The sequence below is a fragment of the Kitasatospora sp. NPDC004799 genome (assembly GCF_040609095.1).
Taxonomy (GTDB): domain Bacteria; phylum Actinomycetota; class Actinomycetes; order Streptomycetales; family Streptomycetaceae; genus Kitasatospora.
The window spans coordinates 1-21534 of sequence record NZ_JBEXJK010000054.1 but is presented as its reverse complement, the minus strand read 5'-3'; the positions used below and the strand labels follow the sequence as shown (position 1 = coordinate 21534).

Genomic DNA, 21534 nt, shown 5'->3' with positions numbered 1-21534 from the left:
TGCACGGACATCAACGGACAACGAACGACAGGAGAGTTTTCATGACCGCAGTGATCGCGATCGGGCCCGGTACCGGGCGTCGGCTCCGCCCGCTGGCCAGGGTGTGGCGGCGGAGGAGCCGTCGAGTGGCCTGCCGGGTACGCAGGCTGGCCCGGCTCAGGGGCCGCTCAGACGCCGGGATGACCACGGCTGAGTACGCCGTCGGAACGCTGGGCGCGTGCGCCCTCGCGGCAGGGCTGTACAAGGTGGTGACCAGTGAGGCCATCACGGGTGCGCTGACCGACATGCTGGTGCGGGCGCTCCATGCGACGTAGGGCATGTCCTCGAACTCAGGTCTGCGAGGTGAGGCCGGGGCATGCACCTCCCGGGGCCGGCGGCGGTTGCCGACGGCCCCGGGCCCGGCGGCTGGGAGAGGGCCCCTCCTCCGCCGAGCGAGGCACGCAGCCCGACGTCGTTCCGCCCGTGCTCCGGGCGGGCGGCGGGGGACTGCGGACAGGCCCTGGCCGGGCGGCCGGCGAGCGCGGTACCGACCGGGCGTGGTCGCTGCGGCCGGGGCGGCGTGGCGACGCCGGCTTCGTGACGGCGGAGACGGCGGTGGCGCTGCCGGCGCTCGTCCTGCTCGCGGCGATGCTGATCTGGGGCGTGCTCGCGGCGGCCGCGCAGATCCGCTGCGTGGACGCCGCCCGGGTCGGGGCCAGGGCGGCCGCGCGCGGGGAGGCGGACGCCGCCGAACTCGCCCGCGCGGCTGCCCCGCCGGGCGCGCAGGTCCGGGTGGCCCTGGCGGCGGACTCGGTGCGGGTCGACGTCGAGGCGCCGTGCGCGGGGCCGGGCAGGCTAGGCGGGCTGCTCGCCGTCCGGCTGAGTGCGGCGGCCGTGGCGGCGCGGGAGGACGTCCTGGTGGCGGTCCCGGAGGGAGGCGGTGGCCCATGGCCGTCCTGAGCGGCCTGCGGAACACGGCGGACCGGGTGGCGCGGGCCCGTGCGGCCCGAGCGGTCGCGGTGGGCGGGCGAGGGCCGGACGCCGGTTCGGCGACGGTCTGGCTGGTCGCCCTGGCGATGCTGGGCACGGCGGTGTTCGCCGCGACGATCGCGGTCGGGTCGGTGGTCGCCGCGCGGCACCGGGCCGAGTCGGCCGCCGACCTCGCGGCCCTCGCCGCGGCGGACCGACTGCTGCTGGACCCGGACGGCGGCTGCGCCCGGGCCGCCGGGATCGCCACCGCACAGGGGGCCGGACTGGTGTCCTGCGTGGTCGACCGGTCGGCGGACGCCGTCGAGGTGGTGGCCGAGGTCGGGGTCCGCGGTCTTCCGGCCCGACTGCCGGTCGGCCCGGCGCGGGCGAGGGCCCGCGCGGGGCCGGTACGGGCACCGGTCACCGCCCCCGAGGACGTCCCGGCGGGCGCCGGGCCGGGCAGCGCTCCGAGCGGAGCCCCGAGCGCTGCCGCGGAGGCCTCATGAACCGGCTGGCACTCCTCCGTCCGGCCCCGAGGCCGCCTCCGGCGCGTCCGGAGCTTCCCGTCCGTCCGGCGCGTCCGGAGCCTCCCGTCCGTCCGGCCTGCCCGGCTCTTCCGCACCTCCGGGCGCTCCTGCCAGCAGGACGTCCAGGAGCCGGACGGCGGCGGCCTTGTCCAGCGGGTCGTTCCCGTTGCCGCACTTGGGTGACTGGACGCAGGACGGGCAGCCGCGTTCGCACTCGCAGGAGGCGATCGCCGTCCGGGTGGCCGTCAGCCACTGGACCGCCCGCTGGAAGCCGCGTTCGGCGAAGCCGGCCCCGCCCGGGTGGCCGTCGTAGACGAACACGGTCGGCAGCCCGGTGTCGGGGTGCAGCGGGACGGAGACGCCGCCGATGTCCCACCGGTCGCAGGTGGCGAACAGCGGCAGCAGGCCGATCGAGGCGTGCTCGGCGGCGTGGGCGGCGCCGGGCAGCTGGTCGAGCGGGATGTCCGCGTCGAGCAGCTGGTCCTCGGTGACGGTCCACCAGACCGCTCGGGTGCGCAGCGTGCGGGGCGGCAGGTCGAGCTTGGTCTCGCCCATGATCTCCCCGGTGGAGATCCGCTTCCGGAGGTAGCCGACCACCTGGTTGACCACCTCCACCGAGCCGAAGCTGAGCCGGCCCTCGCCCCAGTCCACGGTGGTGTCGGTGTCGAGGACGGAGACGGAGGTGATGTCGCGGGCGGCCGTGGTGTACGGCGGGTCGGCCGGTTCGACCAGGGCCACGGAGTTCTCCAGGTCGAACTCCCGGACCAGGTAGGTGCGGCCCTGGTGCAGGTGGACGGCCCCGGTGTGGACGGTGGTGTGGGCCGCCGCGGCGTCCACCGTGCCGAGCAGTCGGCCGGTGTCCGCCTCGACGATCTGGACCGGGCTGCCGCCGCTGCCGCGCAGGTCCACCGCGTCGGCCGCGCGCTCGCGCCGGGTCCAGTACCAGGAGCCGTCGTTGCGCCGGCGCAGCAGGCCGCGCCGTTCCAGGACCGGCAGCAGCGGTGCGGTGGACGGCCCGAACAGCTCCAGGTCGGCATCGGTGAGCGGGAGTTCGGCGGCGGCCGCGCACAGGTGCGGGGCGAGCACGTGCGGGTTGTCGGGATCGAGCACGGTGGCCTCGACGGGGGCCGCGAACAGCGCCTCCGGGTGGTGCACCAGGTAGGTGTCCAACGGGTCGTCCCGGGCGATCAGGACGGCCAGCGCGCCCTGGGCCTCCCGGCCGGCCCGGCCCGCCTGCTGCCAGAGCGAGGCCCGGGTGCCTGGGTACCCGGCCATCAGGACGGCGTCGAGTCCGGAGATGTCGACGCCGAGTTCGAGAGCGGAGGTGGAGGCGAGGCCGAGCAGTCGGCCGGTGTGCAAGTCGCGTTCCAGGGCGCGGCGTTCGTCGGCGAGGTAACCGCCGCGGTAGGCGGCCACCCGCCCGGCGAGCGCGCGGTCGAGCTGGTCCTGGGTCTGGAGCGCGACGAGTTCGGCGGCCCGCCGGGAGCGGACGAACACGACGGTGCGGGTCTCCCGCTCGACCAGGTCGGTCAGCAGGTGTGCGGCCTCGGCGGTCGCGGTGCGGCGCACGGGCGCGCCGTGCTCGCCGACGTTCTCGGTCAGCGGCGGCTCCCAGAGGCCGAAGACCATCGGTCCGCGCGGCGAGGCGTCCTCGGTGACGGCCACGGCGGGCAGGCCGGTCAGCCGTCGGGCGGTCGCGGCCGGGTCGGCGGTGGTGGCGGAGGCCAGCAGGAAAGTGGGTGACGAACCGTAACGGGCGCAGATGCGGCGCAGCCGCCGCAGCACCTGGGCGACGTGCGAGCCGAACACGCCCCGGTAGCTGTGGCACTCGTCGACGACCACGTAGCGCAGCGCCTTGAGGAAGGAGGACCACCGGGCGTGGCCGGGCAGGATGCCCCGGTGCAGCATGTCCGGGTTGGTGAGCACGTAGGAGGCGTACTGGCGGACCCACTCGCGCTCCTCGGGCGGGGTGTCGCCGTCGTACAGGGCGGCGCGGACCCTCGGCGGGGCGAGTTCGGCGGCCCGGCGGCGCTGGTCGGCGGCGAGCGCCTTCGTCGGGGCCAGGTAGAGCGCGGTGGCGCCGCGGCCGTTGCGGGCCTCGGTGCCGTCCAGCAGGTCGCTGAGCACCGGGGCCAGGTAGCCCAGCGACTTGCCCGAGGCGGTGCCTGTGGCGATCACCACAGTCTGGCCGCTTTTGGCCAGATTCATCGCTTCTGCCTGGTGCGCCCACGGCTGTTCCACCCCGACGGCGCGCGCCGCGGCCACGACCTCGGGACGGATCGAGTCGGGCCACGGTGAATAACGCGCAGGTCGGGCGGGAAGGTGCTCCGTATGGGTGAGCCGGTCGGACCGCCCCCGGCTGGTGGCCAGGGTCGTGAGCAGTGCCTCGGGCGGGCTGTGTCGGGGCGGCATGGGGACCCAGTGTGTCACCGGCGTGACGGAGAATCGTCGTAAGCCATCGTGCGGGCATGGTCGCAGGTGGTTGAATGTGGCCGTGACGGCCGTATGGCCGTGGGTCGCAGCGCTGAGGCTTGCCACGCGTTGGCTGGCGCGCCCGGGCTCGCGACCATGCGGTGGCGGCCGTCCGGCCGAGGATCGCACATGACGTAGCAAGGCAAGGTGCTGGAGGTTCCGTGGACCTGTCCCTGTCGACCCGTTCAGTCGGCGATCGTACGGTCGTCGAGGTTGGCGGCGAGATCGATGTGTACACCGCCCCGAAGCTGCGGGAGCAGCTGGTCGAGCTCGTCAACGACGGCAAGTACCACCTCGTCGTCGACATGGAAGGCGTTGACTTCCTCGACTCGACCGGCCTCGGTGTGCTGGTGGGCGGTCTGAAGCGGGTGCGCGCTCACGAGGGCTCGCTGCGCCTCGTCTGCAACCAGGAGCGCATCCTGAAGATCTTCCGCATCACCGGCCTGACCAAGGTCTTCCCGATCCACACCTCGGTGGACGACGCGGTCGCCGCGACCGACTGACGCGGCCGGGCCGGCCCGTGCGGCCGGCCCGCTCGTTCATCGCGTCCGGGTGCCCGGGCCCGTGTGGCCCGGTGCGTCCCCCGGGCGCCTCTGGGCCGGTTCCGCCGGCCCGCAGGGGGCCGGACCTCCGGCCCCGGTCGGAGCACCCCGAGGGGGAGAGATGGCAACCGTCGAACTTCGATTCAGCGCGCTTCCCGAGCACGTGCGGACGGCTCGGCTGGTCGCCGCGGCCGTCGCCAGACGGGCCGGGGTCGATGAGTCGGTGCTCGACGAGGTACGGCTCGCGGTCGGTGAGGCGTGCTCACGCGCGGTCGGACTGCACCAGCGCGGCGGTATCGGCGGCACGGTCCGGGTCGCGTTGACCGATCAGGAGAAGCGTTTCCTCATCGAGGTCGAGGACGAGGCCGGCCCCGCCGCCGTCCCGTCCTCCGGCGCCGCCGAGGGCGGCGAGCCGGACGAGGACACCCTGGGCCTCGCCGTGATCACCGGCCTGGTCGAGGACCTGGAGGTCACCAGCGGCGCGGACGGTGGCCTGATCCGGATGAGCTGGCCGGTTTCGGTCGCCTCCGTCGCGGTCTGAGGCGGCGCCTCCGGGCTTTCCTGCTTCCCGCGCGAGCCCGGACGCCCGCGCCCTGAAGCCGGGGCCCAGCCCCGTCACCGAAACACTCGGGTCGGCACGCGCGGCGTGCGGGGCCTGCTTCGCCGCGCCCGTCGGCGCGCTGCGCGAGGACAAGGCCGCGCGGGGAAGGCCGAGTCGGGTGGGCGGGGAAGCGGGGGCAGGGAACCGGGGAGCGGGCATCGGCCGTGTAGGTTCGACGACCGATGACGACCGAAACCGAAAGGCCTCTCCCGGTGAACAAGCGACTGCTGGCCGTACCCGCCCTCGGCGTGCTGCTCGCGTTCGGCGCCGTCGGCTGCGGCGACGACGGCAAGCAGACCAGCAAGCAGCTGGACGCCTGGGCGTCGAGCGTCTGCGGCGCGGCCAAGGACCCGATCGCCCAGGCACAGACCGCGCTCGCCGACACCGGCCAGGTGAAGACCGGCGAGGCCCCGGCCGACCTCCAGAAGCGGCTCTCCACCGACATCGGGCGGCTGGCCAAGACCAACCAGGACATAGCCGCCGCCATCGACTCGGCCGGGGCGCCCAAGGTGCAGGACGGCGCGACCCTCCAGAAGGACACCGTCGACGAGCTGAAGAAGGCGGCCGACGGCTACGTGGAGGTCCAGAAGAAGCTGGACGCGCTGCCCAACACCGACCAGGCCAAGTTCGCCGACGGGCTGCGCAGCGTGGCCGACCAGGTGCAGCAGCTGGCCTCGCTCTCCACGCAGGCGCAGAGCAAGCTCCAGCGCGGCGAGCTCGGTGCGGCGATGGCCAAGCAGGAGGGCTGCAAGCCGTCCCCGACCACCGCCCCGACCAGCGGTGCGACCGGTGGTGCGGGTACCGGTGCCGGCGGCACCCCGGCCCCGAGCGGTGCGGGCACGACCCCGGCGCCCGGCGCGACCGACACTCCGAACGCACCGGCCGCCACCCCGGCGCCCGGTGCGACCGACGCCGCGAGCCCGGCCGCGTCCGGCGCGCCCACCGCTCCGGCCGCCGCGCCCACCACCCCGGAGACCCCCGCTCCCAGCGCGAGCTGACCCCGGCGGACCGGACGATCCGACGCGCCCGCCCTGCCACCGGCCAGAGCCCGGCCGCTGGCAGGGTGCCGGCAGGGCGGGCGGCGCGTCGGCCACAACGGGCCGGACGAACCCGAGTGCCGCCGCAGCGCCGAAGCACCCTGCGAGCGGACATCCCCGGGGGCCGAAGCCCTCGTGGGCCCGCCGCCGCACGACGCGGCGTCCCCGGCGGGGCGGCGCGCGGTGGCGTCCGGGGGCGCGCGCGGTGGCCCGGGCTTCCGTCCGACGGGCGCGGGGCGCAGCGGCGGCCGGGCGGTGGGCGGCGGGGGACAATGGCGGGGTGATCAGTAGCCCCGTTCTCGACCCGACCCGCCTCGCCAAGTTCCGCGAGGCGCTGCTCGCCGCCTCGTTCACCGCCGACGGGTGCCTGGACCTGCTCGGGCCCACCGGCTACGCGGCGCTGGCCCGCAGCGAGGCGGTCCCGGCACTGCGGGCGACCCGCGGTGGCAGTCCGCTGGAGACGCTGGTGCGGCTGTTCCTGCTGCAGCAGCCCGTCCCGTACCGGGCGGCCGCCGCCGCGCTGCCGGTGGAGGACTGCCTGGCGGACGGCTGGCTGCGTTCCGACGGCGATCTGGTGCGCGCCACCGTCGACGTCCGGCCGTACGCCAACGAGGTGGCCGGAATGCCCAGTTCGGATGCCTGGGTGGTCTCCGACCTGGGCTGTGCGGTGGGCGGCGCGGGCGGCATCGGCTCCGGTGAGACCGCGCACGGGGTGGCCCGCAAGGACCTGGTGCTGGGCGTCGGCGGTGCCTCCACCACGCTGGCCAACATCACCGTGCGCCGCCCCGTCCGGGCCGCGCTGGACCTCGGTTCGGGCTCCGGCGTGCAGGCGCTGCACGCGGCCCGGCACGCCGGGACCGTCACCGCCACCGACCTCAACCCGCGCGCGCTGCGCTTCACCGAACTGACCCTGGCGCTGTCCGGTTTCGACAACACCGAGGTGTCCGCCGGAAGCCTCTTCGAGCCGGTCGGGGAGCGGAAGTTCGACCTGATCGTCTCCAACCCGCCGTTCGTCATCTCGCCGGGCGGCCGGTTCACCTACCGCGACGGCGGCATGGCCGGCGACGACCTGTGCCGCAGCCTGGTCCGCTCGGCCGCCGAGCACCTGGAGCCCGGCGGCTACTGCCAGCTGCTCGCCAACTGGCAGCACGTCAAGGGCGAGGACTGGCACGAGCGGCTGGCCGGCTGGGTCGCGGGCACCGGTCTGGACGCCTGGGTCGTCCAGCGCGAGGTCCAGGACGTGGCGCAGTACGCCGAGTTGTGGCTGCGCGACGGCGGCGACCACCGCGGCCCCGGCGGCGACTACCAGGCCCGGTACGGCGAGTGGCTGGACGCCTTCGAGGCGGGCCGGGTCGAGGGCATCGGCATGGGCTGGATCACCCTGCGTGCGAGCGGCGCCGAGCGTCCGACCGTCCGGGTGGAGGAGTGGCCGCACCCGGTGGAGCAGCCGCTCGGCCCGCACATCGAGACCTGGTTCGACCGGCAGGACTTCCTCCGCTCGCACGACGACGCGGGCCTGCTCGCGGCCCGCTACGTGCTGGCCGACGAGGTGGTCCAGGAGCAGGTCGGCGCGCCCGGCGCGGAGGACCCGGAGCACGTGATCCTGCGTCACAACCGCGGCATGCGGCGGGCCACCAAGGTGGACACCGTGGGCGCCGGCTTCGTCGGGGTCTGCGACGGGACGCTGTCGGCGGGCGAGATCGTGGACGCCATCGCGCAGCTGCTCGGCGAGGACCGGGTGGTCCTGCGGGACCGGGTGCCGGAGTCGCTGCGGCTGCTGACCGAGCAGGGGTTCATCGACCCGGTCCGCTGAGGCCGGAACCGGCGGGCCCGTTCACCACGACCGGACCCGCCGGAGCCCCGCCCACCCGGAGCCCCTCCCACCTGGGCCTCACCCGCCGGCCCCGGATCCGTCGGATCCGTCGGGCCCACCGGCGCCGCGAGGGGCCCCGGTTCACCCGCCCGTACCCCCTGGTTCGTCCGGCCGCCGCCGGACGGCTGTCTCCCGTTGGCCCTCCACTGTGAAGCTCTGTCCACAGGCTGTGGACAGAGCTGGGGAGCCGGGGGCCAGGGGTGGACACGACGACGGCGATGGTGGGCGGGTCGGTGCTCGCCCTCTTCGGTGGCGTGCTGCTGCTCTGGTGCGCCGCCGAAGTGGTCCTGCGCCTGCGGGTGCGCCGCCGGGGGGTGCCGGCGGTGGCCACCGTGGTGGCCGAGGACGACGTGCACGGCCAGCTGGACAGCGCGCCGCTGCTCTCCTTCTCGGTACCGCCCTCGGTCGGCGGTCCCGGCGCGTGCGGCATAGCGGGGCTCGTGATCGCCCGCCCGCGCGGGCACACCCCGTTGCGCCGCCCGGACCGCTTCGCGCCCGGCGCCCCGGTGCGGATCTGTTACGACCCCCGGCACCCGAGCCGGGTGGTGCTGGCGGCCGGGGAGGTCGGCCGGGCCGCCGTCGTCGACCTGCTGTGGGGCGTCCTGGGCGTGGGCTGCCTGGCGGCGGGCGCCGGCCTCGTCGCCGTGGCCGGCGGCTGAGCCCCGACGGACCCGCCAGGGCCCCGGCGACCCACCGGAGCCCCCGCGGACCCACCGGAGCCCCCGCGGCCCACCAGAGCCCCTACGGACCCACCGGAGCCCCGCGACCCACAGGGCTCCCGCGCCCCACCGTCGAGCGCGCCCCCGGCGGATTCGCGCCACTTCGCGCCCGCCCGTCGATTTTCCGTTGACAGATCTTGAAATCCGTCATTCCATCCTCCGGAACCTGCCGAAGGCCCCCCTCCGCAGGGCACGAACCTCCGTCATCGGGTTACCGTTCGAGTGGCGTCGGTGAGCCCGGCAAGTGAAAAAGCGGGATCCGTCCGTTTGACAAGGGTGGCCGGGGTACGGTCACACTCCGCTGGTGGGGGTGTCGTGCCGCGGCAGCCCCGGGACGGTGGAGGGGTCGGGCGGAGCGCAGCCCGTGCTGCCGGCGCCGACCAGCCATAAGGACCGGGAGAGAAGAGCGAAGGTGTCCCCGAGCAGCGAGACCGCGCACGGACAGCGACTCGTCATTGTCGAGTCGCCGGCCAAGGCGAAGACGATCAAGGGCTACCTGGGCCCCGGCTACATCGTCGAGGCGAGCGTCGGGCACATCCGCGACCTCCCGAGCACCGCGGCCGAGGTGCCGGACAAGTACACCGGCGAGGTGCGCCGCCTCGGGGTGGACGTCGACCACGACTTCGCGCCCATCTACGTGGTCAACGCGGACAAGAAGTCCCAGGTCAGCAAGTTGAAGTCGCTGCTCGCGGAGTCCGACGAGCTCTTCCTCGCCACCGATGAGGACCGCGAGGGCGAGGCCATCGCGTGGCACCTCCAGCAGGTGCTCAAGCCCAAGGTGCCGGTGCACCGCATGGTGTTCCACGAGATCACCAAGTCGGCGATCCAGGAGGCCGTGGCCAACCCGCGCGAGCTCAACCAGCGCCTGGTCGACGCCCAGGAGACCCGCCGCATCCTCGACCGGCTGTACGGCTTCGAGGTCTCGCCGGTGCTGTGGAAGAAGGTCATGCCGAAGCTGTCGGCGGGCCGCGTGCAGTCCGTCGCCACCCGACTGGTGGTCGAGCGCGAGCGCGAGCGGATGGCCTTCCGCACCGCCTCGTACTGGGACCTCGTCGGCACCTTCGGCACCGGCCGCACCCCGGTCGACGCCGCCAACCCGGAGACCTTCGGCGCCCGGCTGGCCGCCGTCGACGGCAAGCGGATCGCCAGTGGCCGCGACTTCGGCCAGGACGGCCGACTGAAGGCCGCCAGCGCGAACACCCTGCACCTGGACGAGCAGGCGGCCCGTCAGCTGGCCGCCGCCCTGGAGCAGACGGCGTTCGCCGTCCGCAGCGTCGAGTCCAAGCCGTACCGCCGCTCGCCGTACGCGCCGTTCCGCACCACCACGCTCCAGCAGGAGGCCAGCCGCAAGCTGGGCTTCGGCGCCAAGCGGACCATGCAGGTGGCCCAGAAGCTGTACGAGAACGGCTTCATCACCTATATGCGCACCGACTCCACCACGCTGTCGGACACCGCGGTCACCGCCGCCCGGGCCCAGGTCACCCAGCTGTACGGCGCCGACTACCTGCCGGACGCCCCGCGCACCTACGCCAGCAAGGTCAAGAACGCGCAGGAGGCGCACGAGGCCGTCCGCCCGTCCGGCGACCGCTTCCGCACCCCCGCCGAGACCGGCCTGACCGGTGACGACTTCAAGCTGTACGAGCTGATCTGGATGCGCACCGTCGCCTCCCAGATGAAGGACGCGGTCGGCCAGTCCGTCACCGTCCGGGTCGGCGGCACCTCCGCCGACGGCCGGGACGTCGAGTTCTCCGCCTCCGGCAAGATCATCACCTTCCACGGCTTCCTGAAGGCCTACGTCGAGGGCGCCGACGACCCGAACGCCGAGCTCGACGACCGCGAGCGCCGGCTGCCCCAGGTCGCCCAGGGCGACCCGCTGGCCGCCGAGCGGATCACCCCGGAGGGCCACGCCACCAAGCCGCCGGCCCGCTACACCGAGGCCTCGCTGGTCAAGGAGCTGGAGGACCGGGAGATCGGCCGCCCCTCCACCTACGCGTCGATCATCGACACGATCATCCAGCGCCGGTACGTCTTCAAGAAGGGGACGGCGCTCGTCCCGTCCTTCCTCTCCTTCGCTGTGGTCAACCTGCTGGAGAAGCACTTCGGCCGGCTGGTCGACTACGACTTCACCGCCAAGATGGAGGACGACCTCGACCGGATCGCCGCCGGTGAGGCGCAGTCCGTGCCGTGGCTGAAGCGCTTCTACTTCGGCGAGGGCGAGGGCCACGCCGCGGGCGGCGCCGCCGAGGCCGGCAACGGCGACGGCGACCACCTGGGCGGCCTGAAGGAACTGGTCACCGACCTCGGCGCGATCGACGCCCGGGAGATCAGCTCGTTCAAGGTCAGCGACGACATCACCCTGCGGGTCGGCCGCTACGGCCCGTACGTCGAGCGCGCCTCGGCCGTCGAGGGCGAGCCCGGCCAGCGCGCCGACATCCCGGACGAGCTGCCGCCGGACGAGCTCACCGTCGAGCTGGCCGAGGAACTGCTGGCCAAGCCCAGCGGCGACTTCGAGCTCGGCCCGGACCCGGTCAGCGGCAACATGCTGGTCGCCAAGGACGGCCGCTACGGCCCGTACGTGACCGAGATCCTGCCCGAGGGCACGCCGAAGACCGGCAAGAACGCGGTCAAGCCGCGCACCGCCTCGCTGTTCAAGACGATGTCGCTGGACACCGTCACGCTGGAGGACGCGCTGCGGCTGCTCTCGCTGCCGCGGGTGGTCGGCACCGACGCCGAGGGTGCGGAGATCACCGCGCAGAACGGCCGCTACGGCCCGTACCTCAAGCGCGGCACCGACTCCCGTTCGCTCACCAGTGAGGACCAGCTCTTCACGATCACCCTGGACGAGGCGCTGGCGATCTACGCCCAGCCCAAGCAGCGCGGCCGGGCCGCCGCCGCCCCGCCGCTCAAGGAGCTGGGCACCGACCCGGTCAGCGAGCGCCCGGTGGTGGTCAAGGACGGCCGCTTCGGCCCGTACGTGACCGACGGCGAGACCAACGCCACGCTCCGCAAGGACGACGACGTCGAGACCATCACGCCGGAGCGCGGGTACGAGCTGCTCGCCGAGAAGCGGGCGCGCGGACCGGTGAAGAAGGCCGCCAAGAAGGCCCCGGCGAAGAAGGCCGCGGCCAAGAAGACGACCACGGCCAAGACCGCGGCGACCAAGACCGCGGCCGCGAAGAAGACCGCCGCCAAGAAGACCACCGCCACCAAGACGGCGGCGGCGAAGAAGACGGCGGCCAAGAAGACGGCCGCGAGCAAGACCACGGCCACCGACGAGGGCTGATCCTCCGGCGAGCGGCAGCGGGCCCGCACCCCCGACCTCGGGGTGCGGGCCCGAGGTCTGCCGGGGCCGAGGGGCCGAGCGGATTCCGTGCCGGCGTCCGCACGGGCATCCGCACGGCCGTCCGCGCGGGGTTCTGTGCGGGGTTCTGTGCGGGGAACGTCACAACCCGGTGCTGAGCGGGATCCGGAAGCCTGTTCGCCACAATCCGGCCAAGCCCCGCCCGCTACGCTGACCGTATGACGAGCGAGGAGCAGCCCACCCCCAGCGCCGCCCCGGCCGCCAGAGCCTGGGCGTCCGACCTGCCCGAGGTCGCGCCCGCCGGGACTCCGATGGACCGGGCCCGGGCGCTGCTGCGGACACGTGCCTACCGGCGCCTGTGGACCACCCAGCTGATCGGCGGCACCGCCGACCGGCTCGGTCTGCTGGTGCTGCTCGCGCTCACCGTGATCGCCGCCGCCCAGGGCGGCCAGTTCGGCAGCCTGCCGCGCAGCCTCGCCTTCGCCGTCGCCGCGGTCCTCGCCGTCCGGGTGCTGGCCACCGGGCTGGTCGGCGTGGCGCTGCTCGGCCCGGTGCACCGGCTGGTCGCCGGCAGGCTGGACCGGCGCTGGACGCTGTTCGGCGCCGACGTGCTGCGCGCCCTGCTGATCGGCCTCGCCCCCTGGTGGAGCGTCTGGCTGGGCTCCGCCGCCAAGCCCTCCGGGGCCGCCGCCTACGTCCTGCTCGCCACCGTGTTCCTGACCGGTGCCGCCGAGCGGGTCTGGGGGATCACCAAGGCCGCCGCCGTCCCGGGCCTGCTGCCGCCGGCCGACCCCTACGCGCCGGTCGCCGAGCAGCGCCCGGCCGCGGCCAACCTGGAGAGCGTCCGGGGCATCGACCGCTTCACCGGCTGGGTGACCGTGCCGCTCGGCGCCGTCGGCCTGGTGGCCCTGACGCTGCTCAACAACATCGGCGCGGCCCTCGGTTCCGACTGGCTCCGCGCCCACCAGCTCACCTTCGCGGCGCTCGGCGCGGCCGGGCTGTTCGCCGCCGCGGCGGTCCGCGGCTACCTCCAGCAACTGCCCGGCGGCCCGGTGTCCGTCGCCCCGGTCTCCCCGTTCCAGGGCCTGCGCGCCCCGACCGACGCGGCCCCCGGCCCCGCGCTGAGCAAGGGCCGCACCGGCAGCGCCCCGTACTTCACCTTCGCCGTCGCGGCCGGCTACGCCGCGATGGCGGGCGTCGCCGCGCTCGCGCTGCTCACCGCCGCCGAGCACCGTGCCGGGCCGATCGGCTACGGCCTGCTGGTGCTCGCCGCCACCGGGGCGCCCGCCCTGGGCGCCCGGCTCACCCGGGCCACGCTGCCCTCGCTGTCCCGCCGCCGGCTGCTCGCGCTGGCGCTGCTCACCCAGGGCGTCGCGCTGATCCTGGCCGGGCTGGTGCTGGACTTCGTGCTGGTCCTGCTGCTCACCGTGCTGGCCGGGCTGGCCGCCGGGATCGTGGTCTCGGCCGGGCGCACCCTGCTCGCCCAGGAGGTCGAGGAGGCCCGGCTGCCGAAGGTCACCGAGCACCTGTTCGCGGTGCTCCGGGCCGTGGTCGCCGCCGCCCTGGTCGTCGTCCCGCTGATCGCCGCCGGCTTCGGGGACGTCGAGTACGGCACCGTCGAGCCCGGCTCCTTCACTTTCATCCACGGCGGCGCGGCGCTGGCCGTCGCCACCTCCGGGCTGCTCACGCTGGTGCTCGCCGCCGTCGTGCTGCTGCGCACCGACGACCGGCGCGGCACCGCGCCGTTCGTCCGGGACCTGGCGGACGCCGTGCGCGGCGCGGGCGGCCCGGCGCCGCACCGGGGCGCGGGCACCGGCTTCTTCATCGCCCTGGAGGGCGGCGACGGCGCCGGCAAGTCCACCCAGGCCTAGGCGCTCGCCGAGTGGATCCGCGGCAAGGGGCATGAGGTCGTGCTCACCCGCGAGCCCGGCGGCAGCCCGGTCGGCCAGCGGCTGCGCGGCCTCGTGCTGGACGTCGGCAACACCGGCCTGTCGCACCGCGCCGAGGCGCTGATCTACGCCGCCGACCGCGCCGAGCACGTCGAGAACGTCATCCGCCCGGCCCTCGCCCGCGGCGCCGTGGTGATCACCGACCGGTACATGGACTCCTCCATCGCCTACCAGGGCGCCGGGCGGGACCTGGCCGCGACCGAGGTCGCCCGGATCTCCCGCTGGGCCACCGGCGGGCTGCTGCCCGACCTGACCGTCGTCCTGGACGTCGACCCGACCAGGGCCCGCGAGCGCTTCACCGAGGCGCTGGACCGGCTGGAGTCCGAGCCCACCGAGTTCCACCAGCGGGTCCGGGCCGGCTTCCTCGCCCTCGCCGCCGCCGACCCGGCGCGCTACCTGGTCGTGGACGGCAGCCAGGCTCCCGGCTTCGTCACCACCGCCATCCGGCACCGGCTGGACCGCGAGCTGCCGCTCTCCGAGCAGGAGAAGGCGGCCCGCGCCGAGCAGGAGCGGCTGGCCAAGGAGGAGGCCGAGCGCCGCGCCGCCGAGGAGGCCCGCAAGAAGGCCGAGGAGGAGGCCGCCGAGCGCAAGCGGCAGGAGCTGCTGGCGCAGCTGCGGGCCGAGCAGGCGGAGAAGGAGCGGCTGGCCGAGGAGGAGGCCGAGCGGGCCGCCGCCGAGGCCCGGCGGAAGGCCGAGGAGGAAGCGCGTCGCCGGGCGGAGGAGGAGGCCGAGCGCCGTGCCGCCGAGGAGGCGGAGCGCCGTGCGGCCGAGGAGGCCCGGCTGGCCGCGGAGGCCGCCGAGCGCCGGCGGGTCGCCGCCGAGGCGGCCGCCCAGGCCGAGCTCCAGCGGCAGCGCGAGCTCGCCCGCGAGGAGCAGCGCCGCCGGGCGGAGGAGGCGCTCCAGCGGGCCGAGGAGGCGCGGCTGGCCCAGGCCGCCGCGCTGGCGGCCGCTGCTGCGGCGGCGGAGTCGGCGGAGGGCCGGGCCGAGGGGCGGCCGGGCTCGGATGCTGCTCCGGGCTCGGGCTCGGGTTCGGTCTCGGGCCCGGTGTCCGGGGCGGTGGCCGGGGATGCCGTGACCACGGAGCTGCGGGCGGTCCGGGACGCTCCGCGGGATGCGGCGCAGGCGTCGGCTCCGTCGGGCGGGCTCGGGGACGAGGCGACCCGCGAGCTGTCGCTGCGGGACCGGCAGGCGGCCGTCCGGGCGGCGGAGGCCGTCGAGGCGCGCCGGGCGGCCGGGGCCGTCGACGAGACCGCCAAGCTGCCGGTGGTGCCGGCCTCGGCGGTGGACGAGACGGCCGTGCTGCCGAAGGTCCCGGCGGAGGCGGACCGGACCGAGGTGCTGCCGCGGATCGAGCCGGGTCGTGCCGAGAGCCGTACCGAGAGCCGTTCCGAGGGTCGTACCGACGGCCGTACCGTGGGCCGAGCGGGCCAGGGGTCCGTGGACAGCACCCGCGAGCTGCCGGTGGTCGGCGCGGAGCCGGCGGCCGGGTCGCCGTCGGAGCCGCAGGCGCAGCCGGGCGCCGAGCGGCCGCGTCCGGAGTGGGCCGAGGAGACGCCGCTGGACGACCTGCCGAGCCTCACCGACACCCTGCTCGGCTCGCACGACGAGTGGACGCGCTGGGAGCGCGGCGGCCCGGGCCAGGACGGTCCGTACGGCGGCCCGCAGGCCGGTCCGGAGGCCGGCCCGGAGCAGGCCGAGGGCCGCGGGGGCGACCAGGACAAGGGCGACGGCAAGGGCAAGGGCCGGCGCTGGGGCCGCCGGGGCTGACCGGCACCACGCTTGATCGGCGCCGTCGGGGCAGGTCCCCGGCGGCGCCGCCGCGTTCCGTCGGGGCGTTTCGTCGTCCAGGGGCCAGTTCGGGGCCGGGTCCGGAGCCAGGACCAGGGCCAGGACCAGGGCCTCGCCGTCCGCCGTGACCCGGACGGCGCAGTGGGTGTCGGAGCGGAGACGTATGCTCGACGGCGGGGAAGAGGCGCCACGGGCGCTGCCGTACGGAGCTTGGGAGCAGCAGTGGCCGTCTGGGACGACCTGGTGGGCCAGGAGCGGGTGGTCGAGCAGCTGACCGCCGCCGCCCGGGCGGCCGGGGCGACGGTCGAGGCCGGTCGCGGGGCCGCTCCGGTCGAGGGCGCGAACGCCTCCCTGATGACGCACGCCTGGCTGTTCACCGGCCCGCCCGGTGCCGGGCAGGTCACCGCCGCGCGCGCCTTCGCCGCCGCCCTCCAGTGCACCAGCCCCGACCTCGCGCTCGGCGGCACGCCCGGCTGCGGGTTCTGCGACGGCTGCCACACCGTGCTGGCCGGCAGCCACGCCGACGTGAAGTACGTCCGGACGGACGGCCTCTCCATCGGCGTCGGCGACATGCGCGACCTGGTGATGCGCGCCTCCAGCTACCCGACCGGCGGCCGCTGGTCGGTGATCCTCGTGGACGCCGCCCACCGGCTCACCGAGGCCGCCGCGAACGCGCTGCTCAAGGGCGTGGAGGAGCCCTCCCCGCGCACCGTCTGGCTGCTCTGCGCCCCGTCCGTCCAGGACGTGCTGCCGACCATCCGCTCGCGCTGCCGCCTGCTGGTGCTGCGCACCCCCGCGGCCGAGGCGGTCGCCGACACCCTGGTCCGCCGCGACGGCGTCGACCCGGAGACCGCCCGGCTCGCCGCGCTCGCCGGGCAGGGCGACATCGAGCGCTCGCGCCGTCTCGCCGTCGACGAGCAGGCCCGGACGCGCCGGGCCGAGGTGCTGCGCATCCCGCTGGAGATCGGCGACATCGGCGGCTGCCTGTCCGCCGCCCAGCGCCTGGTCGACACCGCCAAGGCCGATGCCGAGGCGCTCGCCGAGACCCAGGACGCCAAGGAGACGGACGACCTCAAGGCCGCCTACGGCGCCGCCGAGGGCAGCAAGGCGCCGCGCGGCATGGCCGGTGCGGTCAAGGAGCTGGAGAAGCGGCAGAAGAGCCGTGCCACCCGCACCCGCCGGGAGACCCTCGGCGTCGCCCTGCTCGACCTGCTCGGCTTCTACCGGGACGTGCTCGCCATCCAGCTGGGCTCCACCGGCGCGCTCGCCAACGAGGACCAGCGGCAGGCGCTGAACCGGGTGGCCCAGGCCGGTCCGGCGGAGGGCACGCTGCGCCGGATCGAGGCGGTGCTGGCCTGCCGCCAGGCTCTGGACCGCAACGTGGACCCGCTGCTGGCGGTCGAGGCGATGACGGTGGCGCTGCGCGCGGGCTGAGTGCCCGTCGGGGCGCTGCGGCGGGCGGCGTCCGTAGGCCTCCCGGAGCGCGGGCCGTCCCACCTTCGAGTGAACGGGCGACACTCGCCGGGCACACCGTCGTGTGACTGTCCGCCCGTTGTGCACGCTGGGGGCCGACTGCGCCCGCTGCCCGGGGCGGTCGCCTCCCCGTACGCGCCGGTTCCGGTTCGGCGCGGCCCCTCCAGAGGTGGTGCGTCCCGTGGTTCGTTCGCTCCTCGTCATCCCCCTGCTGGCCGCCGCCCTCGGCGGGATCTGGCTGGCCCGGGGCGCCCAACAGCGCTGGCGCGACCTGCGCGCCGCCGAGACCTACGAGCTGGCGGGCGACCGCTGGCCGATGCTGCTGCGGGCGGCCGGTGCGATGGTCTGCGGGGTGTGCGTCACCGCGCTGACGGTGCTCACCGCACTCGGCGCCTTCGGCGGCCTCGGCCGGGACACCGCCCAGGAGCCGGACCGGGCGGAGCCGGTCGTGGACGCGGCGGGTGCGGGTGCGGGTGCGGGTTCGGGCTCGGAGTCGGGTGCCGGGAGCGGTTCGGGGGTGGCGGTCCGGCAGCAGCAGGCGGTGCCGCCCGCGGCCGACCCGGCGGCCGCCGCTCCCGCCGCCCCTGCCGCCGCGCCCGCCGCGGCTCCCGCCGTGGTCAGCCGCTTCGACAGCGTCGGCCACCCCGGCGGCGGCGAGCTGCTCCAGTCCGCCGTCCTCGGCCCCGACGGCCACCCCCGCAACATCCGGGTCTGGCTCCCGCCGCAGTACGCCAAGGAGCCGAACGCCCGCTTCCCGGTCGTCGTGATGCAGGCGGCGACCCCTCAGAAGACCGCCGACGCCGAGGTGCCGGACGTCTTCGAGGGCATCGGCTCGGCCCTGCAGAGCGGCAAGGCCCGTCCGTTCGTCCTGGTCGCGCCCGAGGCGCCGAACGGCACCGCGCACCCCTGCGAGCTGGTCGCCGCCGCCCCGGCCGCCGTCGCCGACGACGCGACGCTGCGCACCACCATCGCGGCCTCCTTCCGCACCCTGGCGCCCGGCCCGGCCTCCTGGGGCACCCTCGGCGTCGAGGCCGGCGCACCCTGTGCGGCTGCCGCCGGACTGTCCCGGCCCGACCTGTACGGCGCGGCCGCGGCGGTCTCCGGCCGGTACGACGCCACCGCGCTCACCCAGACCGGCGCCGAGGCCCCGGCCGGCAGCGCGGCCAAGCTGCTGCTGGCCGCCGCCAAGTCGGACTCCGCCGGGCTGGACGCGGCCCGCAAGCTCCAGTCCGCGCTGAAGGCCGGCCCCGGAGCGGCGGCCAAGGCCGAGGTGCGGATCTCGGACAACGTGCAGGACTTCACCCCCGACCGGGAGCGGCTGCGGCTGGTCCGGCAGGCGGCGCAGTTCCTGGCCGACGCGCTGGCCAAGGCGACCTGAGTGCCGCTCCGGCGGCGCTACGCTGCCCGGTGCCCCGGGGCGGGCGCCGGGCAGCGGCGTTTCCTCCGGGCGCTCTCGTGAGTTGTTCCTCTGGCTGTTCTTCTGGTTGTTCCACGTGCTGGTCGATTGCGGAGAGGTGGCGGATGAGGGCCGTCGGGCGGGCACAGGCGCGGGGACGGGTACTGGCTGCGCGGGTGCGGACGCGGGCGCTGGCTTCGGCGCTGGTCGTCGCCGGGCTGCTGGCGGGCGGGTGCAGCTCCGATCCGGCCGGGGCGCCGGCGGCGTCCTCCTCGGACTCGGCGGCTTCCGACACGCCCTCGGCGCCCTCGGCGTCGGCGGCCGCAGCGGTGGGAGGGGCGGGAGCGGTGGGAGCCACCCCGTTGGAGCCGCTGCCCGCCGCCGTCCCCGCCGTGCTCGCGCCGTACTACGCGCAGCGCCTGGCGTGGCAGCCCTGCGACGGCGGGTTCGAGTGCACGACGTTCCGGGTGCCGCTGGACTACGACCACCCGGGGGACGGCGACCTCACCCTGGCGGCCGCCCGTGCGGCGGCCGAACCGTCGGGCTCCGCCTCCCCTCCCGCCGCTGCCTCCGCCTCCGCTTCCTCTCCCGCCGCCCCCGGCTCGCGACTCGGCTCCCTGCTGCTCAACCCGGGCGGTCCCGGCGGCTCGGCGATCGAGTACCTGGAGGCCGCCACCCGGACGTACGACCGCGGCGTGCGGGACCGGTACGACCTGGTCGGCCTCGACCCGCGCGGGGTGGGCCGCAGCAACCCCGTCAGCTGCCTGACCGGCGACCGGATGGACGCCTACACCACCGTCGGCCTCACCCCCGGCGACCAGCGCGGGATCGACGCGCTGATCGCGGCCGACCGGGAGTTCGCCGAGGGCTGCCGGAAGCAGGCCGGGGCGGCGCTCGGCCACCTCAGCACCGTCGAGGGCGCCCGCGACATGGACGTGCTGCGCGCCCTGCTCGGCGACGAGAAGCTGAACTTCGTCGGCAAGTCCTACGGCACCTTCCTCGGCGCGACCTACGCCGGGCTGTTCCCCGGCCGGGTCGGGCGGCTGGTGCTGGACGGTGCGATGGACCCGTCGCTCGACTCGGTCACCGGCAACCTCACCCAGGCGGGCGGCTTCGAGACGGCCTGGACCGCCTTCGCCCGGGACTGCGCCACGCGCGAGGACTGCCCGCTCGGCCGCACCGAGCAGCAGGTCGGCGAGCAGCTCACCGCCCTGTTCGCGGGCGTCCGCACCGCCTCGCTGCCCACCACCGACGGCGGCCGCCGGCTCACCGAGCCCCAGGCGACCACCGGCGTCATCCAGGCCATGTACGCCGACTTCCTCTGGCCCGAGCTGCGCACCGCGCTCGCCGACGCCCGGGCCGGCGACGGCACCGGCCTGCTGAGGCTCTCCGACGACTACTACGGGCGCGAGGCGGACGGCTCGTACCCCAACCTGATGTTCGCCAACACCGCGGTGAACTGCCTCGACCTGCCCGCCCCGTTCCGCGGGCCGGAGGACGTCCAGCGGGCGGTACCGGAGTTCGAGCGGGCCTCGCCGCACTTCGGGCGCGACATGGCCTGGATGGCCCTGACCTGCACCTACTGGCCGGTCCGGGCCACCGGCGCGGCGCACACCGTCCGGGCCGCCGGCGCCGCCCCGATCGTCGTCATCGGCACCACCCGCGACCCGGCCACCCCGTACGCCTGGGCCCGGTCGCTGGCCGGCCAGCTGGAGTCCGGCCGGCTGCTCACCTTCGACGGCGACGGCCACACCGCGTACGGCCGGCACAGCGCCTGCGTGGACGGCGCGGTGAACCGCTTCCTGCTGACCGGGGAGGCCCCGGAGCAGGGCAAGCGCTGCGAGCGGTAGGGCGGGCCCGGGGGCGGTGGTCCGACAGGTGGTTTTCACTTCAACCGATCACCGGTACGACGTTACGATGAGCGACCCCTGCCCCCCTCCCCTGCACCGGAGCTCATCGTGCTCGGAGTCAACGACCTGGCGACGTACGTCCTCGGCGCCCTCGTCATCATCCTGCTGCCCGGCCCCAACTCCCTGTACGTGCTGTCCGTCGCGGCCCGCAAGGGCATCCGCACCGGCTACCGGGCCGCGGCCGGCGTCTTCATCGGCGACCTCACCCTGATCAGCCTCACCTCCCTGGGCGCGGCCTCCCTGCTCAAGGCCAACCCGGCCGTCTTCGCGGTGGTCAAGTTCGGCGGCGCCGCCTACCTGCTCTGGATCGGCTACGGCATGCTCCGCGCCGCCCGCCAGCTCTGGCGCGAGCGCCGGACCACCCCCGACCCCACCGCCGAACCGGCCCCCGAACCCACCGAGAACCCCTTCCGCCGCGCCCTGGTGATCAGCCTCCTCAACCCGAAGGCCATCCTCTTCCTGCTCTCCTTCTTCACCCAGTTCGTCGACCCCTCCTACGGCCGGCCCGCCCTCTCCTTCGCCCTCCTCGGCGGCATCCTCCAGACCTTCAGCTTCCTCTACCTCTCCCTCCTGATCTTCGCGGGCACCACCCTCGCCACCGCCTTCCGCCGCCGCAAGCGCCTCTCCGCCACCCTCACCAGCGGCGTCGCCGTCCTCTTCGCCGGCTTCGCCGCCAAGCTCGCCGTCTCCTCCGCCTGACCCCCGCCCCACCACCCCGTTACGGATCACCCGCGAACCTGTGTAGACTGGCCCGCGTTGCCACCACACACGGCAACGGCGCCGCCTTAGCTCAGTTGGCCAGAGCAACGCACTCGTAATGCGTAGGTCGCGGGTTCGAATCCCGCAGGCGGCTCGTTTTTGTTGAGGCCCAGGCCGGATTTCATCCGGTCTGGGCCTTTTGCGGGGACTATCACGATCTAGGTGTACGACACCCGGTTGGACTAGGTGTTGATCTTGCTGTCGGGCGTGGGCCAGGTGGCCTACGCCCGTCCGGCTGA

General features: G+C 75.3%; 16 protein-coding genes and 1 tRNA gene. 16 read left to right on the top strand and 1 reads right to left on the bottom strand.

Annotation, left to right across the window (positions count from 1 at the left end; translation table 11 throughout):
- The first annotated feature begins 41 nt into the window (after window positions 1-41).
- The 3 genes from ABZW03_RS10365 (at window position 42) to ABZW03_RS10355 (ending at window position 1454) form a co-directional block, all read left to right on the top strand.
- The gene (locus ABZW03_RS10365; protein WP_355254630.1) at window positions 42-314 is read left to right on the top strand and encodes a DUF4244 domain-containing protein; all 273 of its coding nucleotides are present in this window, start codon (window positions 42-44) and stop codon (window positions 312-314) included.
- Window positions 315-576: 262 nt separating this feature from the next.
- A complete protein-coding gene (locus tag ABZW03_RS10360; protein WP_355254628.1) occupies window positions 577-939 on the top strand; it encodes a TadE family type IV pilus minor pilin in 363 nt (120 codons plus the stop codon).
- The gene (locus tag ABZW03_RS10355) at window positions 927-1454 is read left to right on the top strand and encodes an Rv3654c family TadE-like protein (protein WP_355254626.1); all 528 of its coding nucleotides are present in this window, start codon (window positions 927-929) and stop codon (window positions 1452-1454) included. The genes ABZW03_RS10360 and ABZW03_RS10355 overlap by 13 nt, the downstream gene beginning before the upstream one ends.
- On the opposite strand, the gene ABZW03_RS10350 is transcribed toward ABZW03_RS10355, so the two are convergent.
- Window positions 1449-3887 (bottom strand): DEAD/DEAH box helicase, encoded by a 2439-nt coding sequence (locus tag ABZW03_RS10350; protein ID WP_355254624.1) that lies wholly within the window; start codon window positions 3885-3887, stop codon window positions 1449-1451. The genes ABZW03_RS10355 and ABZW03_RS10350 overlap by 6 nt on opposite strands.
- A 221-nt stretch (window positions 3888-4108) precedes the next feature.
- Here ABZW03_RS10350 and bldG point away from each other — a divergent pair, with 221 nt between their 5' ends.
- From bldG to ABZW03_RS10285, 13 genes are all read left to right on the top strand, one after another.
- Entirely contained in the window at window positions 4109-4450 is a 342-nt protein-coding gene (bldG, locus tag ABZW03_RS10345) for an anti-sigma factor antagonist BldG (RefSeq protein WP_188301204.1), read from the top strand.
- A gap of 160 nt (window positions 4451-4610) precedes the next feature.
- Complete coding sequence (locus tag ABZW03_RS10340) at window positions 4611-5030, top strand: ATP-binding protein (RefSeq protein WP_355254622.1); 420 nt, start codon at window positions 4611-4613, stop codon at window positions 5028-5030.
- A gap of 272 nt (window positions 5031-5302) precedes the next feature.
- Window positions 5303-6088 (top strand): hypothetical protein, encoded by a 786-nt coding sequence (locus ABZW03_RS10335; RefSeq protein WP_355254620.1) that lies wholly within the window; start codon window positions 5303-5305, stop codon window positions 6086-6088.
- A gap of 319 nt (window positions 6089-6407) precedes the next feature.
- A complete protein-coding gene (locus ABZW03_RS10330; RefSeq protein ID WP_355254618.1) occupies window positions 6408-7940 on the top strand; it encodes a methyltransferase in 1533 nt (510 codons plus the stop codon).
- A gap of 260 nt (window positions 7941-8200) precedes the next feature.
- Complete coding sequence (locus ABZW03_RS10325; RefSeq protein ID WP_355254616.1) at window positions 8201-8659, top strand: DUF3592 domain-containing protein; 459 nt, start codon at window positions 8201-8203, stop codon at window positions 8657-8659.
- 472 nt (window positions 8660-9131) lie between these two features.
- Complete coding sequence (topA, locus tag ABZW03_RS10320; RefSeq protein WP_355254614.1) at window positions 9132-12002, top strand: type I DNA topoisomerase; 2871 nt, start codon at window positions 9132-9134, stop codon at window positions 12000-12002.
- Window positions 12003-12238: 236 nt separating this feature from the next.
- On the top strand, window positions 12239-13891 hold the full coding sequence (locus ABZW03_RS10315; protein WP_355254612.1) for a hypothetical protein: 1653 nt from the start codon (window positions 12239-12241) through the stop codon (window positions 13889-13891).
- 15 nt (window positions 13892-13906) lie between these two features.
- Entirely contained in the window at window positions 13907-15736 is a 1830-nt protein-coding gene (tmk, locus tag ABZW03_RS10310) for a dTMP kinase (protein ID WP_355254648.1), read from the top strand.
- A 243-nt stretch (window positions 15737-15979) separates the two neighbouring features.
- Window positions 15980-17191: a DNA polymerase III subunit delta' gene (locus tag ABZW03_RS10305; protein ID WP_355254646.1), complete on the top strand. Its 1212-nt coding sequence runs from the start codon at window positions 15980-15982 to the stop codon at window positions 17189-17191.
- A 220-nt stretch (window positions 17192-17411) separates the two neighbouring features.
- On the top strand, window positions 17412-18608 hold the full coding sequence (locus ABZW03_RS10300; RefSeq protein WP_355254610.1) for a hypothetical protein: 1197 nt from the start codon (window positions 17412-17414) through the stop codon (window positions 18606-18608).
- Window positions 18609-18751: 143 nt separating this feature from the next.
- Complete coding sequence (locus tag ABZW03_RS10295; RefSeq protein WP_355254608.1) at window positions 18752-20476, top strand: alpha/beta hydrolase; 1725 nt, start codon at window positions 18752-18754, stop codon at window positions 20474-20476.
- A 108-nt stretch (window positions 20477-20584) separates the two neighbouring features.
- Window positions 20585-21235, top strand: coding sequence for a leucine efflux protein LeuE (gene leuE, locus ABZW03_RS10290; protein WP_355254606.1), 651 nt, complete (start codon window positions 20585-20587; stop codon window positions 21233-21235).
- 80 nt (window positions 21236-21315) lie between these two features.
- Window positions 21316-21389: transfer RNA gene (locus ABZW03_RS10285), tRNA-Thr, on the top strand.
- Window positions 21390-21534: the final 145 nt, after the last annotated feature.